The following is a 19,247-nucleotide window of genomic DNA, read 5'->3' as shown; positions in this document are numbered from 1 at the left end:
AGGAAGGTCGACAAGGTACGTACCGCAAGGGATAGCCGGACCGCAACATGTAAAGGATTGGGTTCACGACCTTCCGCCGCGGACGTTCCTCCGGGCGACCACCGGTCTTCGGACCCGGCGTGGGACCCCGATCCCCGGCTTCACTTTGCGCCGGTCAAGTGCGAGGCGTAAGGAGGCCACGGCACCCGACCACCCTGGCGACATATTGCACCGCCGTCACACCGCCACACCGAACATGGACGATCTTCTCAAACACGCTCTTAGAAGCGGAAGCCGAGTAGGCCGCCATTCGGCTGATCGGTGAGACGCGGTTCGATGACGTATGGGGCGGGGTTGAAGCCCTTGGCCTCAGCCTTATGGAGGTCGTCGGAGTTCATCGAGACGATGTATTGCATGCCCTCGTCGTCCATCACGTTGGCGGCGAGCTCCAGTGCTGCAGAGACCTGACGCTCGTCTACACCGTCATATAGGTGGCTGTCATGGACGAGAAAATCCGGGCCACGACCGTTGCGGTGGGCAATTACGGCGGCGGTGAGGTCGAAGCAGAAGATGACCATGTTGTGTATGCCGCGGCTGCCATCGGCGTCGATCCGCGTCTCGATGTCCAATCGCTGCTTGCGTGCCTCGAAAGCGAGGTACGGATTGTGTGACTGGCCGTAGAGCTGGCGTGCGAAAACATTGAACAGCCGACTGGCTTCGGAAGTGAGGGCCGATCTGTTGTTCAGATCGTCGGCCATCGCCATCTCCAAGGCCAGTCGACGGCTTTCGATCTCCCGGCGACTTGCCTCCAGTGTCTGGGCAGCCTGGAATCGGTTCCGCAACGCCTCCAGCGTCGCCTGTTCTCTGGCCAGTACAGATTGCAGCGAGGTGAGCGCATCGAGGGCGCCTCCCTCGTTGAGGGTCTGGAGTAGTGAGGCGAGCCGCTTGCCCAGACGTTCCCGTTCCTGTTCGCGCTCCGCCAGTCGTTGCTCGACGCGCTGGGTCTCTTCCCGGAGCTGCTTCTCGCGATTGTGCACAACGGTCTGGTGGAAGGCTCGCACCTCGTCGAAACGACGCCGAACCTCACTGCCCAGGACGACGTTCAGCTGGTGAAAGGCCTGTTCGAGATAGCGGTCATCGGGCTCCATATTATCGGTGGAGGCACGCACCATCTGCTGAAGGTTGTGGCGTTCGACCTCATCGAGGTCGCGAAGCTCACGGATTTGTCGGTCGACCGCGTCCGCATCCCGGCGCAGATCCTCGTATCCGGGCACTACCTGGAAGGCCTGGACCTGTTGCCGAAGTTCGATGATCCTCTGTTCGACTGCGCTGATCTCGCCCCGAAGCTCAGCCGAGCGGCCAACGATCTTCCCCCACACAGGGTCTTTCGCCGCCTCCACCAGCTTCTTCCGCGTCGCGTCCTGCTGCGACAGCGTTCGATACTCGGTGGTGAGGCCGATGTCAAGGCCGAATAGGTGGCTGAGACAGATCATCGCTTCATGCGGTGACTGCCCAGAGAAGGTGCTCGTAGGCTCGAGGAAACCCCCGGAGTTCACCCGGCGCATGGCGAACGACAGCAACGTACGCCCGCTTACCGGCGTTTCGGGCGAAGGGATCCGGTACAGGTCGCGGGCTATGGCCCACTGCCAGTCCTTCAACGTGATCTCCGCCGAGAACTCCTGCCCGAAGAGATCAGGGGTGGCAGAGCGCGATACATCGGGCTGGAGGTAGACCTTCAGGGACGACGGCCGACGTTCGATCTTGATGGGGTCGGATCGCCCGGGCCAGTCCATGATCAGCTGGAAGCGATGCCGAGCGAGGGCCTTGTGGGTCCAGAGTGAGTGCTTCTGGCTGGTTGCTCCCAGCAGGTAATGCAAGAGTTCGACCATACTCGACTTGCCCGCGCCGTTTCGGCTGTCGGTGTCGGCGGAGTGTGTGGTGCGGTCGGCGATGAGGAGATTCAGCCCCGGTCGAAAATGCAGGGTCTTGAATCGCTCGTCGTCGGCGCCGAGGCTACGCAGCATTTTCCCGGGGACGGAACGTCAGCAGCTCCATGTGGGCATCAAGGTCGACCAGCCCCATCGCGTACAGGACGTCGAGCGCCAAGGCGAACCACCAGAAGGGCACCGGGGTGTCGTGCTTGTGATCCGCACGCCATGCCAGCAGCCTTCGCCACGCCTGGGTCACGGTGATGGGTTGTGCGCCCGTAGCGAGGATGATCTGCGCTCCTACGGCAAGCAGCGCGCGTTGGGGCGCGACTCCCTTGGTTGGAACGATCATCTGCTACCTCAGCTCGGGGATGGTAGGCCATGAGGATGGTGGCATCTTGAAGATGTCACACTCCCCAAAGAAGTACATCAGGACGACGAGTGCGTTCAAGAACTCGGCGAAGCCCTTGGCTTCGTTGCCGAGAATATGGCCGATCAGCTCTTCCAGGATCCGATCCGGGTCGCTGTGGGCCTCGGCGAGCATCAAGTAGTGCTCGCGGAAGCCAGCCGCGACATCGTCGCGCTCCGTCGGATCAACTACGTTCTGGTAGTACGTCTCGACGCACGGTACGTACGCCATCGCGTTCGTCATCTGGGTCATCGCGTCGGGTGAGAACTCGTTGAATTCCATCTTCTGATGCGACGGGATGGGAATCTGGCCCAGACCGAAATGTGGTATGCGCTCGCGTGCCAGGTGCTCAAGAAGCGGACGTACATCCTTCAATGCGACGCCTGTGACCACCTTCTTCGCAGGGAACTCGCAGCCGAGAAGGTCCTCGACTTGGTAGCGGGAGAGTTGGTTCAATTCGTGATTGAACCGCCGGAAGCCGAAGTTCTCGAACGAAATATGGGTGAAGCCCTTCTTGGCCTCCGTCAGCGCCGTCGAGACGACCGGGTCCATTCCCCGCCGGTCGCTGTGAACGAAGACGAACGTGTCGAAGGCTCCGGGCCGCTGCCGTATGGCGCTGGCGAGGTCACTTTCTATCTTTGACTGGATCTTCTTCTCATCGACGATCTGAGGTCCGTAGCAGGCGAACAACTTCTTGCCGTCGATCATCAGGCCATCGGCGCCAAGGTCTCCGAGCTTTCCGCGCGTGCGGATATCAAAGAAGCCCTGGTTGCGCTCGCACATCAGATTGAGAAAGAACTCCTCGAAGCTGTTCCCATGCAGGGAATCGAGCTTCGCGCTGAGCATGAAGCGGACATACAGGCGCTCCCAGAGTTCTAGGACGTGGGTCTGCATCCGTGCGGCTCCAGGTGACCGGCCTTTATCGGATCTTTGAAAGCCGATGATAGTCGGATGCATCGCAGAAGGAGTTACGATCACCCGATCAAGTCGAGCCGCTTGTGGTGCTGATCGAAGCGCACGGCGAGGGGTGTAAAGCACTCGGCGGAGCGATCTGTGGGTTCTGGCGAGCCTATGCCCGATTTGGGGAGACCCCCGGCCGGACATGCGAGTTCCGAGACGCTAAAAGATCTTGATGTTTTATGGGTCGAGCAACACTCCCAACCTGCACAAGCAGCAGATCCGGACCTGCACTCAGTTACGGGCTTGGGCGGCGCTTGCCCGGACTGTCAAGACTTGCCCGGACTGTCACGCGGAGAACCGCTCCGGACGGAAGTCCGCGAGCAGCTCATCTCTCTCCCCACTGACGATCTCCGAAGCAAGCAGTCGCCCGATGACCGGCCCGAGCGTGATGCCGCTGTGGGAAACGGCCTCGTAGTAGCCGGGCACAGACGGCACCGCTCCCACCGAAGGGAATCCGTCGGCTGGGATGGGCCGGTTGGATACCCGCGTCTGTACGACGCGGGAATCGCCGAGCTCGGGAACGACCTGCCGCGCCGATTCGTGGAGCAGCCGGGCGAGTTCCGCCGGATCCTCGACCGTGTCGATGAGTGCGTCGATCTCGCGGCTGTGCAGGACCATCGAAGCGTCCCCGTCAGGACGGATCTCGATGTGCGGCGCGTGCATGGCCCGGTGGATCGGGACCTGAGCACAGCTGATCCGGGTGACGACGCCGGGTTCCCGGCGCATCGGCAAGTGCCGGGCGATGAGCCCGGCGACGTGCGAGGCGCTGGGGCCCGCCGCGTTCACGACGATGTCAACGTCGAGACGGCTGCCATCGGAGAGAGCGACTGTCCGGATGCTCCCGTCGGCACCGGTGCCGATGTCACGGACCGTGGTGCCCAACCGGTGCTCGGCGCCGGCCGCGACGGCCTGGCCGACCAGGCGGCCGACGAGATGACGTCCATGCACCCAGGCTTCATCGGGGTAGAACACGACGGGAGCCTCGTCGGGCATCGTGAGAGCGGGTTCGAGGCGGCGGCGCACCTCGGCCCCCGTGCACACCTCGACCCGGTAGTCCCAGTCGGCCAGCAGCCCGACTGTTTCCAGGAGCTTCGCCTGCGCCGCGGGATCGTCTGTCCAGCGCAGGTGGCCGCTGGGATACCACCATGAGTCCGGCCCGATGGTCTCGGCGAGCTCACGGTAGGCGGCCATGCCCGCGACGTTCAGGTCGAAGTAGGACCTGCGCACGGTCTTGTTGCTGGCGTTGACCCACGAGAAGGACCAGTTGGTGACGCCTTCGCCCGGCTGGCCCGCGTCGATGAAGACCACCTTGGCGCCGTGCCGGGACAGGTTCCAGCCCACGCTGGCTCCGAGGATGCCCACTCCGATGACCGCAACACGTTCAGGCCGCTTCACGGACTCGATCCCCACGAACGCCCCTTTCCTAGATCACGGGCGAACTCTCATTTCTAGCACGCCAGCCCTATGAACGGGACCGGCAAAAGCTCCGAAATCGGGTATCGAAGCGGCGGGCACGGGGTTAGCCCTTTCAGGCGCCGGCGCCGCCATCCACCGGCACGATCGCGCCGGTCACCATCGATGCCCGGTCACTGAGCAGCCACGCCGCCACCTCGGCGACTTCGTGGGGCTCGGCCATCCGTCCGAGCGGGACCGATGCCTTCACCTGCTCGAGGATGCCAGGGGTCGCCGCCTCCCAATCGTCGATCATCTTCGTGGCGGTGCCGCCGGGGGTGATGCCGTTCACCCGGATGCCATCACGGGCCCAGCTCACCGCGGCGGTCTCGGTGATGCTGTTGAGCGCGCGCTTCATGGCGCCGTACGCGGGAAGTACGGGGTTCGCGCGGCGGCTGCCGATGCTCGAGGTGTTGACGATCGCTCCGCCACCGTCGCGTCGCATGAGTGCGGCCTCAGCCGTCATGGCGGTCCAGTGCGCCCGGAAGTTCACCGCGAACTGCTGCTCCAGGTCCTCATCGCTCGTGGTGTCGAGCGGACCGGGCCGCTGGGCCACCGCGCCGTTGTTGAAGGCGCCGTCGAGCCGTCCGTGCAGCTCCTCGACGCGGTCGAGGGCCGCGCGGATGCTCGTACGGTCGGCGAGGTCCAGGGTGACGGCGTCGGCGACGCCGCCCTCGGCGCGGATCTCGGTGACGATCTGCCGCAGGGCGTCGGTGCCGCGGGCGGCGAGTACGACGGCGGCTCCCTCGGCGGCGAAGAGCCGGGCCGCGGCCGCCCCGATGCCCCGGCTGGCGCCAGTGATGAACACGACCTTGCCGGTGAGCAGGCCGATGGGTGCGATGTCAGTGGTGTTCGTCATGACGACAGTGTCAGGCCGGCCACCAGGCCGGATGCAGGCACAGACGGTACCAGGATCGATCGCCGCGAAGCGTGCACACTGGGCATATGGACAAACAGGAGCTCGGGGCGTTCCTCCGCAGCCGTCGCGAGCGGCTCCGGCCGCAGGACATCGGCCTGTCCTCGGGCCCGCGACGCCGGACACCGGGACTTCGCCGCGAGGAGGTCGCGGTCCTCGCGCACATCTCCACGGAGTACTACGTCCGGCTCGAACAGGGCCGGGCGCCGCGACCGTCGGGCGAGGTCCTCGCCGGGATCGCGGACGCGCTGCGGCTCACGGACGCCGAGTCCGACCACCTCCACGTCCTGGCGGGGACCGCGCCGAGCCGTACCGGACTGCACCGGCGCGACGTACGCCCGAGCATCCTCGCGCTCCTTGAGCGGCTGCCGCAGACGGCCGCTTTCGTGATTTCGGCCACGTTCGAGGTGCTCGCGTGGAACGACCTCGCGGCCGCGCTCATGGAGGACTTCGCCGAGCTCGCCCCACGGGACCGCAATCTCGCGCGCCGGGCATTTCTCGGCCCTACGCGCCCCGATGCGACGCTGTACGGGGTCTCCGACGCCGCGGAGTTCCGGCACCAGGTCGTCATGGGGCTGCGATCCACCCTCGCCCGCTACCCGTCCGACCCCGCGGTGACCGAGCTCGTCGACGAGCTCCGCGACGCCAGCCCCGAGTTCGCCCGGCTCTGGGAGCGGCACGACGTGCAGGCCGCGCCAACGCTCACGAAGACGTTCCGGCACCCGGTCGTCGGGGAGATCGCCGTTGACTGCGACTCGCTCGCGCTCACGGACCGCGACCAGCACCTCGTGCTCTACAGCGCGCCCTCAGGATCCCCTGGCGCCGAAGCCCTGGCTCTGCTGAACGTCCTTGGCACCGAGTACGTCAAGGCGAACAGGTCACGCTGACGCACTCCGCCCCAGGCCGCGACCTGTCATCCCGTTACGGGCTCGTCGTCAGCGCCGGGCTCGTTTCGATGACGCCGTCCAGCACCTGATCGATGCGCCCCAGAAGATCGGCGTCGAGCCGGACCCCGGCCGCTTTGACGTTCTCCCTCACCTGCTCGGGCCGCGACGCACCGATGATCGCCGAAGCCACATCGGGGCGCCGCAACACCCAGGCCAGCGCGAGCTGCCCCAGGGACAGCTCGGCCTCATCGGCCAGGGGAAGCAGCCGCTGCACCCGTACCAGCACGTCCTCACGCAGGAAGGGCTGGATAAAGCTGCCCGCACCGCTCAGGTCCGCGCCGCGCGACCCGGCGGGCGACGGCTGCCCAGGGCGATACTTGCCCGTCAGTACGCCCTGCGCGATGGGGGACCAGGCGAGCTGGCTGAGCCCTTCTCGCTCGCACGCCGGCATGACCTCGGCCTCGATCACCCGCCACAACGCGCTGTACTGCGCCTCGTTGGAGACCAACGGCACGTGCAACTCCCGGGCGAGCGCGGCGCCCCTCGTGATCTGCTCGGCCGTCCATTCGGAGACGCCGACATAGAGCACATGGCCCTGCCGGACCAGGTCGGCGAAGGCCAGCATGGTCTCCTCCAGCGGCACCGTACGGTCAAATCGATGCGCCTGGTACACATCCAGATAATCGGTGCCCAGCCGCCGTAGCGACGCGCGTGCCGACTCCATGACGTGCTTGCGGCCAAGTCCTTTGTCATTGGGCCCGCCCGGCCCAGTGGGCCAGAACACCTTCGTGGATATCTCCAGGTTTTCCCGCCGCTGTCCTTTCAGGGCGCGGCCGAGCACCGACTCGGCCGCGGTGTTCGCGTACGCGTCCGCGGTGATGAACGTGGTGATACCCGCGTCCAGCGCGGCCGCGACGCACGCCCGCGCACGTTCTTCCTGGTCCGGGGTGTCGTGTGCGAGCCAGTGCCCATAGGAGATAGCGCTGACAGAGAGACCGCTACGGCCGAGACGACGAAATTCCATGCATTTACGTTAGCCCTTCATTTCGTATGCCCAAGCCTTTATCGAGCCGATTTGACAAATTAAATCAAGGCGCTCTAAGGGAAAATCAAGAGAACATATAATGGCGAATTTGTCAAACTATGCGCGGGAGATTCATGGGATTGGTTCGAGCGCGGCGCGGCGCCCTCGAACTCCGGGATCCCTTCGCCGGATTGGCTACTCCGTACACCCAGAGCCTCGCCTCCGCGCCTGGAGGCGACTCGTCCGCCTTGCGTCAGGCGATGCCTGGTCGCCCTGTTGACTTTGTCGCAAGCTATGGCGCAACATGTTGATACAAACCTTGCGACAAAGGAGACGGTATGGCGAACAGTTCCATGCCGAGCGCCGACCCGCGGCCGGCGGAGGTCCGAAGCACGGAGACCTGGCTGCGGCAGCACGGCCTCGGCGGCAGCCCACCGACACCGTTGCTGACCACACGACTGGCGGTACGGCGGCGGACGCGGCTCCTCGGCAGTGTCCTGCTGGCCGCGCTGTATATCGCGGCCGCGCTGGCACAGGCCACTGACCTGATGGCCACTGCCGCATCCGGCGGACTTTGGCCGGCGCGGCCGACGCTGGTGCTGGCCCTGAGCGTGTCGATCATCGGGCTGGTGCTGGCCCGGATGCTGCTCGACGCCTGGGTACGGCGTGTCGACCGGCAGGCCGGGGCCGCGCTGGCGCGGCGAGTGGCCCATCCGGTACAGCTCGGCTGGCGGGCCCTCCTTGGAAGGAGGTACGCCGTCCTGGTGGCCGGTATCTTCGCCGGTGCGCTCGCGCTGGGGGTGAGCGCACTGTCCGTCGATGAGGGCAGAGTGCGGTACATGGCTGTCGTGCTGCTGGTCGCCGTGGCCGGGGCCGGCCTCGGCCTGGCTCTGCAGCTACGCGAGCTGCTGGCCCGGCCGGTCGTGGCCGAGGACGAGGTGTCGCTGACGGCCGACGTCATCATGCGCATCGAGGACGCGCGCGACAGCAACGCGCCGAGCGTGCTGTTGGGGTTGCCGGTGGTGTTGCTGTCCGGGGCCGCGCCCGGCTGGTGGACCGCCGCCTCCCTCGGCTTCATGGTGCTGGGCCTGGCCGCCATCATCGCCGCCCATGCCAGGACGCCGTCGTGCGCGGACACAGCGCGGCACGTGGTCGGCGTCGAATGATCGTCATCGACGCGGGCTCGCCGGTGCCGCCGTTCGAGCAGCTGCGGGCCCAGCTCGCCCGGCAGATCCACGACCGTACGCTGGCCGTGGGCTCCCGGCTGCCGACCATCCGCCGGCTCGCGGCCGACCTCGGCCTGGCCGTCAACACGGTCGGCCGGGCCTACCGGGAGCTTGAGGAGGCCGGGCTGATCGAGACCCGGGGGCGGGCGGGGTCGTTCGTGTCGGCGGCGGGGGAGGAGGCCCGCGAACGAGCCCGCCAGGCCGCCGCCGACTACGCGGCCGTCGTGGCGAGCGTCGGCATCGACGAGAGTGAGGCGCTCTGCATCGTCGAGGCGGCCCTGAGATCCGGCGACGCGGCCGCTTCCGCCTCATTCTGACTCGGCGCTCGGGCCTATATGGCCCGAGCGCCGAGTGCTTGGGCCTGCGAGGCCGTGATCCGCCATGGGATCAGTCGCAGACCTGAGTGCTGACGGGCTTGGTGGCGGTCGCGGCCTCACGGGCGTCGGCGGCGACTTCGCTGGCGGTCAGTACGTAACCGATGTCCTCCTGGCTGGTGACGGCGGCGAAGGTCACGCCCAGCACCCGCCCGTCGGTGGCCAGTAGAGGACCGCCCGAGTCGCCGTGCTCGACCTTGCCCCGGATGAGGTACACCTCCCGTGTCACCTTGGGCCCACGGTAAATGTCGGGGATGGCGGCGCTCTGCCGCGCCGCGACCCGGGCCGGCTGCGGAGTGAACCCGCGGCCCTGGGGGTAGCCCGCGATGATGGCGTCCTCGCCCTTGTCCGCCTCGCCGTCGAAGGTCAGGTGCGGCAGTCCGAGGCCCGGTACGTGCAGGACCGCCACGTCCCGCCGCGGGTCGTACAGAACCACCACCGCTGGGCGAGGGCGCTCCTCGTGATCGATGATCTGCAACTCCGCGTCCACCCCCGCGACCACGTGCGCGTTGGTCATGATGTGATCGGGCGCGTACACGAATCCGGAGCCGGTGATGCGCTTACGGCACGAGCTCGCCGTCCCCTGCACCTGCACGATCCCGGCACGTGACTGCTGTAACGCGGGGCTCCTCAGCACTGCCGCGCTCGGTGGTGGAACGTCGACGAGCGGCTGGCCGGCGATCACGTCCAGCACCGGCGGGAAGCCGGACCGGTCGATGAACTGCTTGAACGGTTTCTGCCAGTCGCGCGCCGCGTCCGGGACCGCCTGATCAACCGTGGCCAGGAGCAGCGAGCCACGAATCTGTTCCACGACCGGCACCAGCGAGGTGGCTACCAGCAGGCTTCCGACCAGCCAGGCGATGACCAGCACCGAAAAGGCGGCGATCAGCATTCCGCCTACCGCGTCCAGCCTCCGGGCAGGTTCGTCCCGCAGATGGGAACGCAATACCGCCCCCACGGTAGATGTAATGAACTGGCCGATCATCGCGGCCAGGAGCACGATTACCAGGGCCAGTAATAACTGCGGGACGTCTCCGTCCACAACCGCGCCCGCGATGGGCGGCGCGAGGTTAATCCCGAACACAACTCCGCCGATGAAACCGATGAAGCTCGCCGCCCCGACGACGAACCCTTGGCGATATCCGGAGAAGCCGAAGGCGATCACCAGGGCGACCAACACGATGTCGAGCAGATCACCGATCACTAGGCAAAGGTAAGCCCGATCTTTATCTCCGTGGTCGCGCGGAGATAAAGATCGGACGGTGATACGCGAATTACCGCCGGCGAGGCCCGGTCACGCGACCAGGCGCAGCCAGGCCGCCGCGAGTGCGGCGTGACCGGCCGGTGTCGGGTGCGCGCCGTCCGCGGCCCAGTACTCCGGCCCGGTCGTCGCGGCGAGCTCGGCGAACATGCCGTCGGCGGCGAGCAGGTGCGCGCCGTACTTGCGGGCGAGTTCGCGGACGACCTGGTTCTTCGGGTCCAGGTCGGCCCGCCACTCCTTCCTCTCCTTCTCGCCGATGTGTACGTCGCCGACCTCGACGAGGCCGCTGATCGGCAGGAGGGACGTCTCGATGAGGATCAGCTCGACGCCAGCCTCGGCGAGGGGTGCGAGCAGGCGGTCGTAGCCTGCCGCGTACTCCTCCGTGGAGATCACGTAGCCGTCCGGGTCGTAGGTGTGCCAGGCCACGTCGTTGCCGCCGACGAGGATCGACACCACGTCCGGGCGCGCGTCGAGCACGTCCGCCTGCCAGCGGGCTTCGAGATCCATCACCTTGTTGCCGGCGATGGCGGAGTTCAGCCAGGTAACGGGCCGGTCCGGGTGCCGCAGTCCCCACTCGCCCGCGACGCGCAGGGGGTAGCCGAAGCCGAGGCCGTCTTCGCTCTCCAGCCGTTGGCAGTCGGTGACCGAATCGCCGGTGAACATCACGGTGCTTCCCGGTCGGAGGGTGATCGTCATTTGTGCTCCTGAATCTCGGTCGAGGAGAGGAAATTTCATCTGAATGGTGGCGCGGACGCCCTGTCCTTCAAGGCCGTGAGGAAGCGCCACCCCCTCCTTTCGAAAACAGTATGGAAAGGTTCGGTCACGTTCGGTAATGTGTGCGGTGAGTGATGAAGCTGTGACAGGAGGTGTGCGATGGCGATCCGCCGCTCCGCCACCAAACGCCACGGCCTGCCCACCGTCGTGCAACTGCGGCTCACGCCCACCCCGGCCCAGGCCGACGCGCTGGCCGCAGCGGTGCAGGTGTGCAATCAGGCGGCCACCGTCGTCTCCCGCCTGGCCTTCCAGCACCGCGTCTTCACCATGGTGGAGTTGCACCGCCTCGCCTACTACGAGGTGCGCGGGCAGCTTGCCGGGCTGGGCGCGCAGGCGGCCGTGCGGGCGATCGCCCGGGTCGCCGGCGCCTACGCCAACCGGCGCGCCAGCAAGAAACGGGCTCACATCTTCCGCCCGCACGGCGCGGTCCCCTACGACGCCCGGCTGATGAGCTTCAACCGGGACGCCCGCACCGTGTCGCTGTGGACCCCCACCGGCCGCGTCACCATCCCCTACACCGGCCGCCCAGACGACCTCAAAGCCATCGACACGCTGCCGATGGGGGAGGCCGACCTGATCTACCGGCGCGGCCTGTGGCTGCTGCAGGTCGCGCTCACCCTGCCCACACCGGCGACGCGTGAGCCGGTCGGCGGCTTTGTGGGGGTGGATCAAGAGGTGGCGAACCTGGCGGTCACCTGCGACGGCGTGGTGCTGCCCGGCCCGGCGCTGCCGGGGCCGGTCGGCGGTAATGGCCACGTCCGCACCCTGCGCGAGCGGCGGCACCGCCAACGCCGCCGGTTGCAGAAGAAGGGCACGTCTGCGGCTCGGCGGGTGCTGCGCCGTCTGTCCGGTCGTGAGCACCGGATGATGACCGACCTCAACCACCAAATCTCGACGTTTGTGGTGCGTGAAGCCGAACGCACCGGCCGCGGCATCGCCCTGGAGGACCTTCAGGGCATTCGCGGGCGGGTAAGGGCTCATCGGTTCCAGCGGCGCACCCTGCACGGCTGGGCCTTCGCCCAGCAGATCACCTTCACCCGCTACAAGGCCGCCCGCGCCGGAGTCGCCTTCGTCCTGGTCGACCCCGCCTACACCTCGCAGGCCTGTCCGGAATGCGGGCATATCAGCAGGGCGAACCGGCCGGCGCGGGGACGGTTCGTCTGCACCAGGTGTGGCCTCGCTGGGCACGCCGACCACATCGCAGCCCGCAACATCGCCACACGCGGCATAGCGGGCTGGGCTGTTATCAACCAGCCACACGCTACCGGCCTCCCCTCAGCCAGACGGGACCGCGAGAGCAAACCACCAGATTCAGCGGGTGGTAGTTGATTTCGGGGCGGTGCGGCGTTAAATCGCCGGGCTACCGAACCAATGGCCGGCGGCCCGCTCGAACGCGTCACGATCAGGGGCGCGATCACCGGCCCAGGCGACTATGCCGTCGGGCCGGACAAGCAGGGCCCCGAATCCGAAGTCGTTTCTCGCCGGACCGGCTACATACCGCATCCGGTTTTCCCAGCCCATCGCTGAATCGTGCAGGCGTCGGTCGGCGCTGAAATCGAGCGCGACGCCTCGGCCGTCCCGCATCAGTTCGCCGAGGCGAGTGCCGTCCTCAAGGCAGAGCTCCGGGGCGTTGCGGCCGACCAGCTGCTGCTCGCTGCCGAGGTCATAACGGAGCGATGATCCCGATGTCCTCTCGAACACGTACGTCGTTCCGTCACGGGTTCCGAGCAGGTCGCGGACCACCGCCTGGATCGCCTGGGCATGCGGGTCCGGCCGCATGACCGCCGCCTGGGCGCGCGTCCAGTCCAGTACCCAGGCGCCGATCGGATGACGCTCGCGGGTATAGGTGTCGAGGAGCCCGTCCGGCGCGTACCCCTGCACTGTCGCCGCGAGCTTCCACCCCAGGTTCAAGGCGTCGCCGATGCCGAGGTTGAGTCCCTGCGCCCCAAGGGGAGAGTGGATGTGCGCGGCGTCGCCCGCGAGCAGGACGCGTCCCTGCCGGTAGGTCGTCGTCTGCATCGCCCGATCAGTGAAGCTTGAGGCGAGATGGACATCGCTCAGCGTCACGTCGGTGCCGGACACACGGCGCAGAACCGCCTGGAGATGCTCGCGAGTCGGCTGCCGCGAGCGGTCGAACGTGCCGCCGTCGAAGTCCAGCATGCCGATGTACCCGTCCGCGGGCGTCCGGAGGTACATGCCGGTCGGCGTCAGGTTGAATCCGGGGCGCAGCTTCTCGGGATCGGCGATGGTGGCGAGCACGACATAGCCGGTGAACTGCGGCTCGGTGCCGACGAAGTCGAAGCCCGCGAGCCCGCGCACCGCGCTGCGTCCGCCGTCGCAGCCGACGAGCCAGCGCGCCGCGTACTCGTGCTCGCCGGCTCGAGCGACCACGCTCTCATCGGTCCGAGCGATGGCGGAGACCGTGACGCCGCGCCTGACCTCCACGCCGAGCTTGGCCGCCCGCTCGGACAGCACCGCCTCGACCGCTTCGAGGTTCGTCATCACGCCGTCCATCGCCGGGCTGGGCAGCCGGAACGGCAGGGCGGCGACGTCGACCTTGGCCGGATCGAGCATCATGCCGGCGAAGTGGCCCACGCCACGAGGGGGTGACGGCTCGTCCGTGTCGGAGTTCCCGCCGGAAGGGATGCCTGAGGCCGTCAACAGCGGGTGCAGCATCTCCCGCCGATAGAACGCCTCCACCGACGCCGCGGACAGGCCCCGCATCCCGAGCGGGTCCGCCTTCCACGGGGAGCCGGGCTCCGGCTCCCGCTCAAGCACCAGGACAGAGCAGCCCGCGAGACCAAGCTCGCAGGCGAGGAACAGACCAACCGGGCCGGCGCCCACGATCACTACGTCGTGCACGGAAGCCCCCTTTCCGAAAGTTATTGGAACGCTATTCCAGAGCGTTTTGCGCGGCCCCTCCGCGCGCCCCACGACGTTCTCCGGGGCATGCGAAGACTGACGCGGGCCGCTCACACGGGGCACACACGGCGCTCACATGGTGACAAGTCCTGATTTGGACACTCGATGGCACGCGCGCGAAGATTCGGAAGATGGACGGGGATGCGAGGCTTCGCGTCACGCTGCTCGGCGCCTTTCAGGTGTCTCGCGGTGACGCCGCCCTGCCTGTTCCCGGCGCGCGGTCGCAGGGCCTGGTCGTACGGCTGGCGCTGGCCGGCGGGCGCGCGGTCGAGCAGGGCGTCCTGATCGACGCGATCTGGGCCGATGACCTCCCGGCCGACCCCGCTCACGCCCTTCAGGCCCTCGTCTCGCGGCTGCGCCGATCCATCGGCTCGGCCGGCGACGTCGCGCAGGTCGCGGGCGGCTACCGGCTGAGCGTGGACGCGGCCGATGTGGACGCGCTGCGGTTCGAGCAGCTCGCCGCCGCCGGTCGTGACCGTCTGCGCGCCGGCGACCCCAATGGCGCGGCGGCCGTGCTCGGCGAGGCTGTGGCGCTGTGGGGCGACCGTCCCGGAGCCGAGCCTGCGGTCGTCGCCCAGGTCGCGCCCACCGTCGCGACCTGGCTGGCCCACGCCTCGATCGAGGCCGTCGCCGATCTCGCCGACGCCGAGTTGTCCCTGGGCCGTGCCGACGCGGCCGCCGTCCGCCTGACCGCCCTGCTCACCGAGCACCCAGTTCACGAGCGGGCGGCCGCGCTGCTCATGGACGCGCTCGCCGCCCAGGGTCGCCAGGCCGACGCTCTGGCCCTGTACGAGCGGGTCCGCGAAACCCTGGCCGACGCCCTCGGCACCGACCCGGGCACCGCCCTGCACGAACGCCACCTGCGCCTGCTGCGCGCCGAGCGGCCCGCCCCGGCCGCCGACGTCGCGCCGACCGAGCCAAGTAACCTGCCCGCGCCGCAGACCAGGCCGGGCAATCTGCCCGAGCCGCAGACCGGGCCGGGTAATCTGCCCGCGCCGCAGACCGGGCCGGGTAATCTGCCCGCGCCGCAGACCGGGCCGAGTAGCCTGCCCGAGCCGCAGACCAGGCCGAGTAACCTGCCCGCGCCGCTGACCAGCTTCATCGGGCGCGACGACGACCTCGCCCGGATCGACACGCTGCTCGCCGCCGGGCGCCTGGTCACCGTGCTCGGCCCCGGTGGCGCCGGTAAGACGCGCCTCGCCGTCGAGGCCGCCCGCCGCCACGGCCACGACTACCGTGACGGCGCCTGGCTGATCGACCTCGCCTCGGTCACCGAGCCGGCCAAGGTCGGCGCGGCCGTGCTCGCCGGGATCGGGCTGCGCGGCGGCGCGATGTTCGAGGCCAGGACGCGGGTCGAGGGCGACGAGCTGGACGTGCTCGCCGACCGGCTCGGCGGCCGGGAGATCCTGTTGCTGGTCGACAACTGCGAGCACCTGGTCGACGCCGTGGCCCACCTGGCCGCGGCGCTGCTGTCCCGCTGCCCGGAGCTGCGCGTACTCGCCACCAGCCGCGAACCTCTCGCGGTCGACGGCGAGGCGCTGGTGCCGCTCGGCCCGCTCGCGCTGCCCGGCCCGGACGACGGCGTCGAGCAGGCCCGGCGGGCGGCGTCGGTACGCCTGTTCACCGAGCGGGCGGCGGCCGTACGCCCGGGCTTCGACGTGGACGACACGACGCTGCCCGAGGTCCGGCGGGTGGTCCGCGGCCTGGACGGGATGCCGCTGGCGCTGGAGCTGGCCGCCGCCCGGCTGCGGACGTTGTCGCTGCCCGAGCTGGCCGACGGGCTGTCCGACCGGTTCCGGCTGCTCACCACCGGCAGCCGTACCGCGCTGCCCCGGCACCGCACGCTGCGCGCGGTCATCGCCTGGAGCTGGCAACTGCTGAGCGAGCACGAGCGTACGGTCGCCGAACGCGTCTCGATCCTGCCCGGCGGCGTCACGCCGGCCTCGGCCACCGCGCTCTGCGCCGGCACCGCGGTGCCGGTCGCCGAGATCCCCGAACTGCTCGCGGGCCTGGTCGACCGGTCCCTGCTGCAGCTCGCGCCCGACCCGGGCCGCTACCGCATGCTGGAGACGCTGCGCGAGTACGGCGCCGACCGCCTGGCCGAGACGGGCGACCTCGGCGCCGTCCGCGACCTGGCAGCCGGCCACTTCGCCGAGCTGATGGCCCGGTACGACCCGCGGTTGCGCGGGCCCGGCCAGCTGACGGCCATCCGGGTCATCAGCGCCGAGTACGACAACACGCTGGCCGCCCTGCGCCGTCGGTGCGCGACCGGCGACGCCACCGGCGCGGTCGCTCTCGCCCTGAACCTGACCTGGTACTGGCAGATGTTCGGCCGGCACCCCGACGCGGCCTACTGGCTGGGCGAGGCGCTGGCGGTGCCCGGAGGCGGCGAACCGACGCCCGGCCGCGACTGCGCCCACGCGATCCACCTGATCAACCGGGCCGACACCCGGCCGGGGCTGACCACCGAGGAGGTCGCGGACGACCAGGCGCGGCTGCGCGAGCTGGCCGACCGGCTGCTCGCCTACCCGGAACTGCCGGGCCCGTGCGGCGCGCTCACCGCGCTCACGCTCGCGTTCCTGCGGGAGGAGGAGACCGTGTACGCGAAGATCGCGCGCCTGGCCGACGGCGACGACGTGTGGCTGTCCGGGCTGGCCCGCATGTTCCGCGCCCAGTTCGCCGAGAACGCGGGCCAGTTCGACACCATGCGCGCCGACGTGGAGGCGGCCCTGGCCTGCTTCCGGCAGGCCGGCGACCGCTGGGGTCAGGCCACCGTGCTGCCGATGCGCGCCCAGCAGCGGCAGTACGACGACGACCTCGACGGCGCGCTGGCCGACCTGCGCGAGGCGCAGTCGCTGGCCGGCGAGTTCGGCTCGCTCAGCCTCAGCGACGAGGTGTTTCTCCACCTGCGCTGGATCGACCTGCACCTGCGGCGTGGCGACACCGACTCGACGATCGCGATGGTCGGCTCGGCCCGGGAGCTGGCACTGCGCGCGGCCTCGCCGGAGCTGTCGGCCCTGGTCGACGCGTGGGAGGCCGCCTTCCGGGTGCGGCTCGGCGACCTGGACCGGGCGCGGGAGCTGCTCGACGAGGCCGAACGAGCTCTGCACGGCGACACCAGGTTCCCCGGTGACCACGCGCGGGCGCTGGCCGGCAGCGTACGGGCCGCGCTCTGTCTGGAGTTGGGCGACCTGGCCGGCGCGGAGAAGATGCTGGCGAAGGCGTACGCGGCGGCGCTGGACGCCCGGGACCTGCCGATCCTGTCGCTGGGGGCGGTGAACGCGGCCGCGCTCGCCCAGGCGCACGGGCGGCATCACGAGTCTGCCGTCCTGCTCGGCGTCGCCTCCCGGCTGCGCGGCACGCACGACCGCACCGACCAGCAGGTTCGCGAGCTCACTCGCCGTGCGCGGGCCGTGTTGGGGGAGGAAGCCTTCGCCACGGCGTACGGGAAGGGCTGGGAGCTGGACGGGAAGACAGCCGTGACCGAGGTCGACCCGGCCAGGCTGCGCCGGGAACTCGGGACGGCCGGCTCAGATCCCGAGTGATCAGTCGGTTATTGGATGGGCACCGCGGTGCCGGAGACCTTGACGCGGGAGTCGCCGGGAATGGTGCTACAGGTCAGGAGGCTGGGCCGCCCCATGTCGACACCCTGGTGAATGGTGAGAACGGTGCCGTCTTCGAGGCGTCCCAGCATACGCAGGTAGCCGGTGAAGGCGGCGGCCGCGGCGCCGGTGGCCGGGTCCTCGACGACGCCGCCAGGTGGGAACGGGTCGCGGGCGTGGAAGACGGTGGGGGACTCGGGCCAGAAGAGGTGGACGGTGGTCCATCCCAAGTCGGCCATGATCTTGCCCAGGGCCTCGAAGTCGTAGTCGAGATCGGCCAGGCGGCTCCGGCTGGCCGCGGCCAGGACGAGATGGTCGTTGCCGGCGTTGGCGACGTGCGCCGGGTAGGCGGGGTCCAGGTCGTCGGCCGACCAGCCCAGTGCGGCGAGCACGGGCCGTACCTCCTCTTCGGAGGCTTGGCGGGTGGAGGTCGGCGGGCTGGTCAGGGTGGCGGTGATCTCCCCGGTCGGATCCGCGGCGATGTCCACCGGGACCGGGCCCGCCTGGGTGGTGAGGTTCACGGTTCCGGGGCCGATCCGCTCGCCGAGCGCGACCGAGGCGGCGATCGTCGCGTGGCCGCAGAAGGCGACCTCGGCGAGTGGGCTGAAGTACTGGATCCGGTACTGGCGCTCGTCCGTGGGGTGCAGGAAGGCCGTCTCGGAGTAGCCGAGTTCGGCGGCGATGGCGAGCATCGCCGCGTCTGACAACGCCCGGGCATCCAGGACCACTCCGGCGGGGTTGCCGCCGGCGGGAGTAGTGGTGAAAGCGGCATATCTCAGGACTTCGCTCATGTAGTCATCATGACTTTCGGGTGGTTGCTCCGCACCTGGCGTGGCTTTGGCGTCTTCTTCCTCCACCTGCACATAACCCGCGGAATGCACGGCCACGCCCAAGACCGTGCCAACCAGGATCGCGATCCCGGCGATCGTCATGATGTGCCAGAAACCGGCGACCACCCCGGCGTACCCGAGCCCGAGCGCGGCCTGCTGCGCCACCAGCACGAAAACGGAGCTCGTCGAGCGCCGACGGAAGGTCTCATGCTGGTTCAACACGATAAGAGCGGACAAGAGGGGGATGGCTAAGGAGAAAGCGACCACGCAGATCTGGGCGGACAGATCAAGGGCAGCGCCTCCCGGAGTCAGGAACGGCTGCACCAAGACCACTCCGATGGCGATCAAGCCGCCGTACATCAGGTTGTTCTGCCGCAGGGTCTGCTCCTGATGGGCTGCCGCCCGTTTTCGCCACCATTCTCCTTGCGCGGCGGCTTGCCGCCTCCACCATGCTTCGTCCCGGATGTTCTCGTCCAGGCTGTTCTCGTCCATGGCGACCATTGTGCAGACAGCGCGAGCCTGCCTCCACCGGCGTCCGCCGCCCGGAAGGCGAGCCGGGGGGGGGGGGGGGGGGCGCGGCCCCCCCCCCCCCCCCCCCCCCGCGCCCGGGGGGGGGGCCCCCCCCCCGGGGGGGGGGCGGGCCGGGGGGGGGGGGGGGCGGCCGGGGGGGGGGGGGGGCGGGCCCCCCCCCCCCCCCGCTCCG

15 protein-coding genes are annotated in these 19,247 nt (G+C 68.9%); 5 read left to right on the top strand and 10 right to left on the bottom strand.

All coding sequences use genetic code 11. The annotated features are described in order from the left end of the window. Positions 1-260: 260 nt before the first annotated feature. The 5 genes from ACIBO2_RS53870 to ACIBO2_RS53850 all read right to left on the bottom strand — a co-directional run bounded on the left by ACIBO2_RS53870 (position 261) and on the right by ACIBO2_RS53850 (position 5,587). Complete coding sequence (locus ACIBO2_RS53870; protein WP_397304948.1) at positions 261-2,003, bottom strand: ABC-three component system protein; 1,743 nt, start codon at positions 2,001-2,003, stop codon at positions 261-263. Next, a complete protein-coding gene (locus tag ACIBO2_RS53865; RefSeq protein ID WP_358552194.1) occupies positions 1,993-2,259 on the bottom strand; it encodes an ABC-three component system middle component 6 in 267 nt (88 codons plus the stop codon). The genes ACIBO2_RS53870 and ACIBO2_RS53865 overlap by 11 nt, the downstream gene beginning before the upstream one ends. A gap of 3 nt (positions 2,260-2,262) precedes the next feature. Further along, entirely contained in the window at positions 2,263-3,210 is a 948-nt protein-coding gene (locus ACIBO2_RS53860; protein WP_358552192.1) for an ABC-three component system protein, read from the bottom strand. Between the two features lie 351 nt (positions 3,211-3,561). Further along, positions 3,562-4,686, bottom strand: a complete 1,125-nt coding sequence (locus ACIBO2_RS53855) for an NAD(P)/FAD-dependent oxidoreductase (protein ID WP_397304946.1) — start codon at positions 4,684-4,686, stop codon at positions 3,562-3,564. Positions 4,687-4,804: 118 nt separating this feature from the next. Next, the gene (locus ACIBO2_RS53850; RefSeq protein ID WP_358552188.1) at positions 4,805-5,587 is read right to left on the bottom strand and encodes an SDR family oxidoreductase; all 783 of its coding nucleotides are present in this window, start codon (positions 5,585-5,587) and stop codon (positions 4,805-4,807) included. 86 nt (positions 5,588-5,673) lie between these two features. Here ACIBO2_RS53850 and ACIBO2_RS53845 point away from each other — a divergent pair, with 86 nt between their 5' ends. Next, on the top strand, positions 5,674-6,531 hold the full coding sequence (locus ACIBO2_RS53845; protein WP_397304945.1) for a helix-turn-helix transcriptional regulator: 858 nt from the start codon (positions 5,674-5,676) through the stop codon (positions 6,529-6,531). Positions 6,532-6,565: 34 nt separating this feature from the next. Here the strand turns inward: ACIBO2_RS53845 and ACIBO2_RS53840 are convergent, their stop codons facing one another. Further along, positions 6,566-7,555, bottom strand: a complete 990-nt coding sequence (locus tag ACIBO2_RS53840; protein WP_358552184.1) for an aldo/keto reductase family protein — start codon at positions 7,553-7,555, stop codon at positions 6,566-6,568. A gap of 338 nt (positions 7,556-7,893) precedes the next feature. Between ACIBO2_RS53840 and ACIBO2_RS53835 the strand changes: the two genes are divergently transcribed. Together ACIBO2_RS53835 and ACIBO2_RS53830 are read left to right on the top strand one after the other, a co-directional pair. Then, a complete protein-coding gene (locus ACIBO2_RS53835; protein WP_358552182.1) occupies positions 7,894-8,721 on the top strand; it encodes a hypothetical protein in 828 nt (275 codons plus the stop codon). Further along, positions 8,718-9,098 carry a GntR family transcriptional regulator gene (locus ACIBO2_RS53830; RefSeq protein ID WP_358552180.1) on the top strand — a complete coding sequence of 127 codons (381 nt, stop codon included), beginning with the start codon at positions 8,718-8,720 and terminating at the stop codon, positions 9,096-9,098. Before ACIBO2_RS53835 ends, ACIBO2_RS53830 begins: the two co-directional genes overlap by 4 nt. A gap of 70 nt (positions 9,099-9,168) precedes the next feature. On the opposite strand, the gene ACIBO2_RS53825 is transcribed toward ACIBO2_RS53830, so the two are convergent. Together ACIBO2_RS53825 and ACIBO2_RS53820 are read right to left on the bottom strand one after the other, a co-directional pair. Continuing rightward, complete coding sequence (locus tag ACIBO2_RS53825) at positions 9,169-10,359, bottom strand: MarP family serine protease (RefSeq protein ID WP_397304944.1); 1,191 nt, start codon at positions 10,357-10,359, stop codon at positions 9,169-9,171. Positions 10,360-10,449: 90 nt separating this feature from the next. Beyond that, on the bottom strand, positions 10,450-11,112 hold the full coding sequence (locus ACIBO2_RS53820) for a GDSL-type esterase/lipase family protein (protein ID WP_397304942.1): 663 nt from the start codon (positions 11,110-11,112) through the stop codon (positions 10,450-10,452). 177 nt (positions 11,113-11,289) lie between these two features. Here ACIBO2_RS53820 and ACIBO2_RS53815 point away from each other — a divergent pair, with 177 nt between their 5' ends. Further along, complete coding sequence (locus ACIBO2_RS53815) at positions 11,290-12,519, top strand: RNA-guided endonuclease InsQ/TnpB family protein (protein ID WP_397304941.1); 1,230 nt, start codon at positions 11,290-11,292, stop codon at positions 12,517-12,519. An 18-nt stretch (positions 12,520-12,537) separates the two neighbouring features. On the opposite strand, the gene ACIBO2_RS53810 is transcribed toward ACIBO2_RS53815, so the two are convergent. Beyond that, positions 12,538-14,052, bottom strand: coding sequence for an FAD-dependent oxidoreductase (locus ACIBO2_RS53810; protein ID WP_397304940.1), 1,515 nt, complete (start codon positions 14,050-14,052; stop codon positions 12,538-12,540). A 191-nt stretch (positions 14,053-14,243) separates the two neighbouring features. Here ACIBO2_RS53810 and ACIBO2_RS53805 point away from each other — a divergent pair, with 191 nt between their 5' ends. Next, entirely contained in the window at positions 14,244-17,657 is a 3,414-nt protein-coding gene (locus tag ACIBO2_RS53805) for an AfsR/SARP family transcriptional regulator (RefSeq protein ID WP_397304939.1), read from the top strand. Positions 17,658-17,665: 8 nt separating this feature from the next. Here ACIBO2_RS53805 and ACIBO2_RS53800 read toward each other — a convergent pair whose 3' ends face one another. Then, entirely contained in the window at positions 17,666-19,036 is a 1,371-nt protein-coding gene (locus tag ACIBO2_RS53800; RefSeq protein WP_397304938.1) for a PhzF family phenazine biosynthesis protein, read from the bottom strand. Positions 19,037-19,247: the final 211 nt, after the last annotated feature.

The organism is Nonomuraea sp. NPDC050022, assembly GCF_044460705.1.
Lineage (GTDB): Bacteria > Actinomycetota > Actinomycetes > Streptosporangiales > Streptosporangiaceae > Nonomuraea.
The sequence above is the reverse complement of the archived record's forward strand: the minus strand, read 5'-3'. Positions and strand labels throughout refer to the sequence as shown.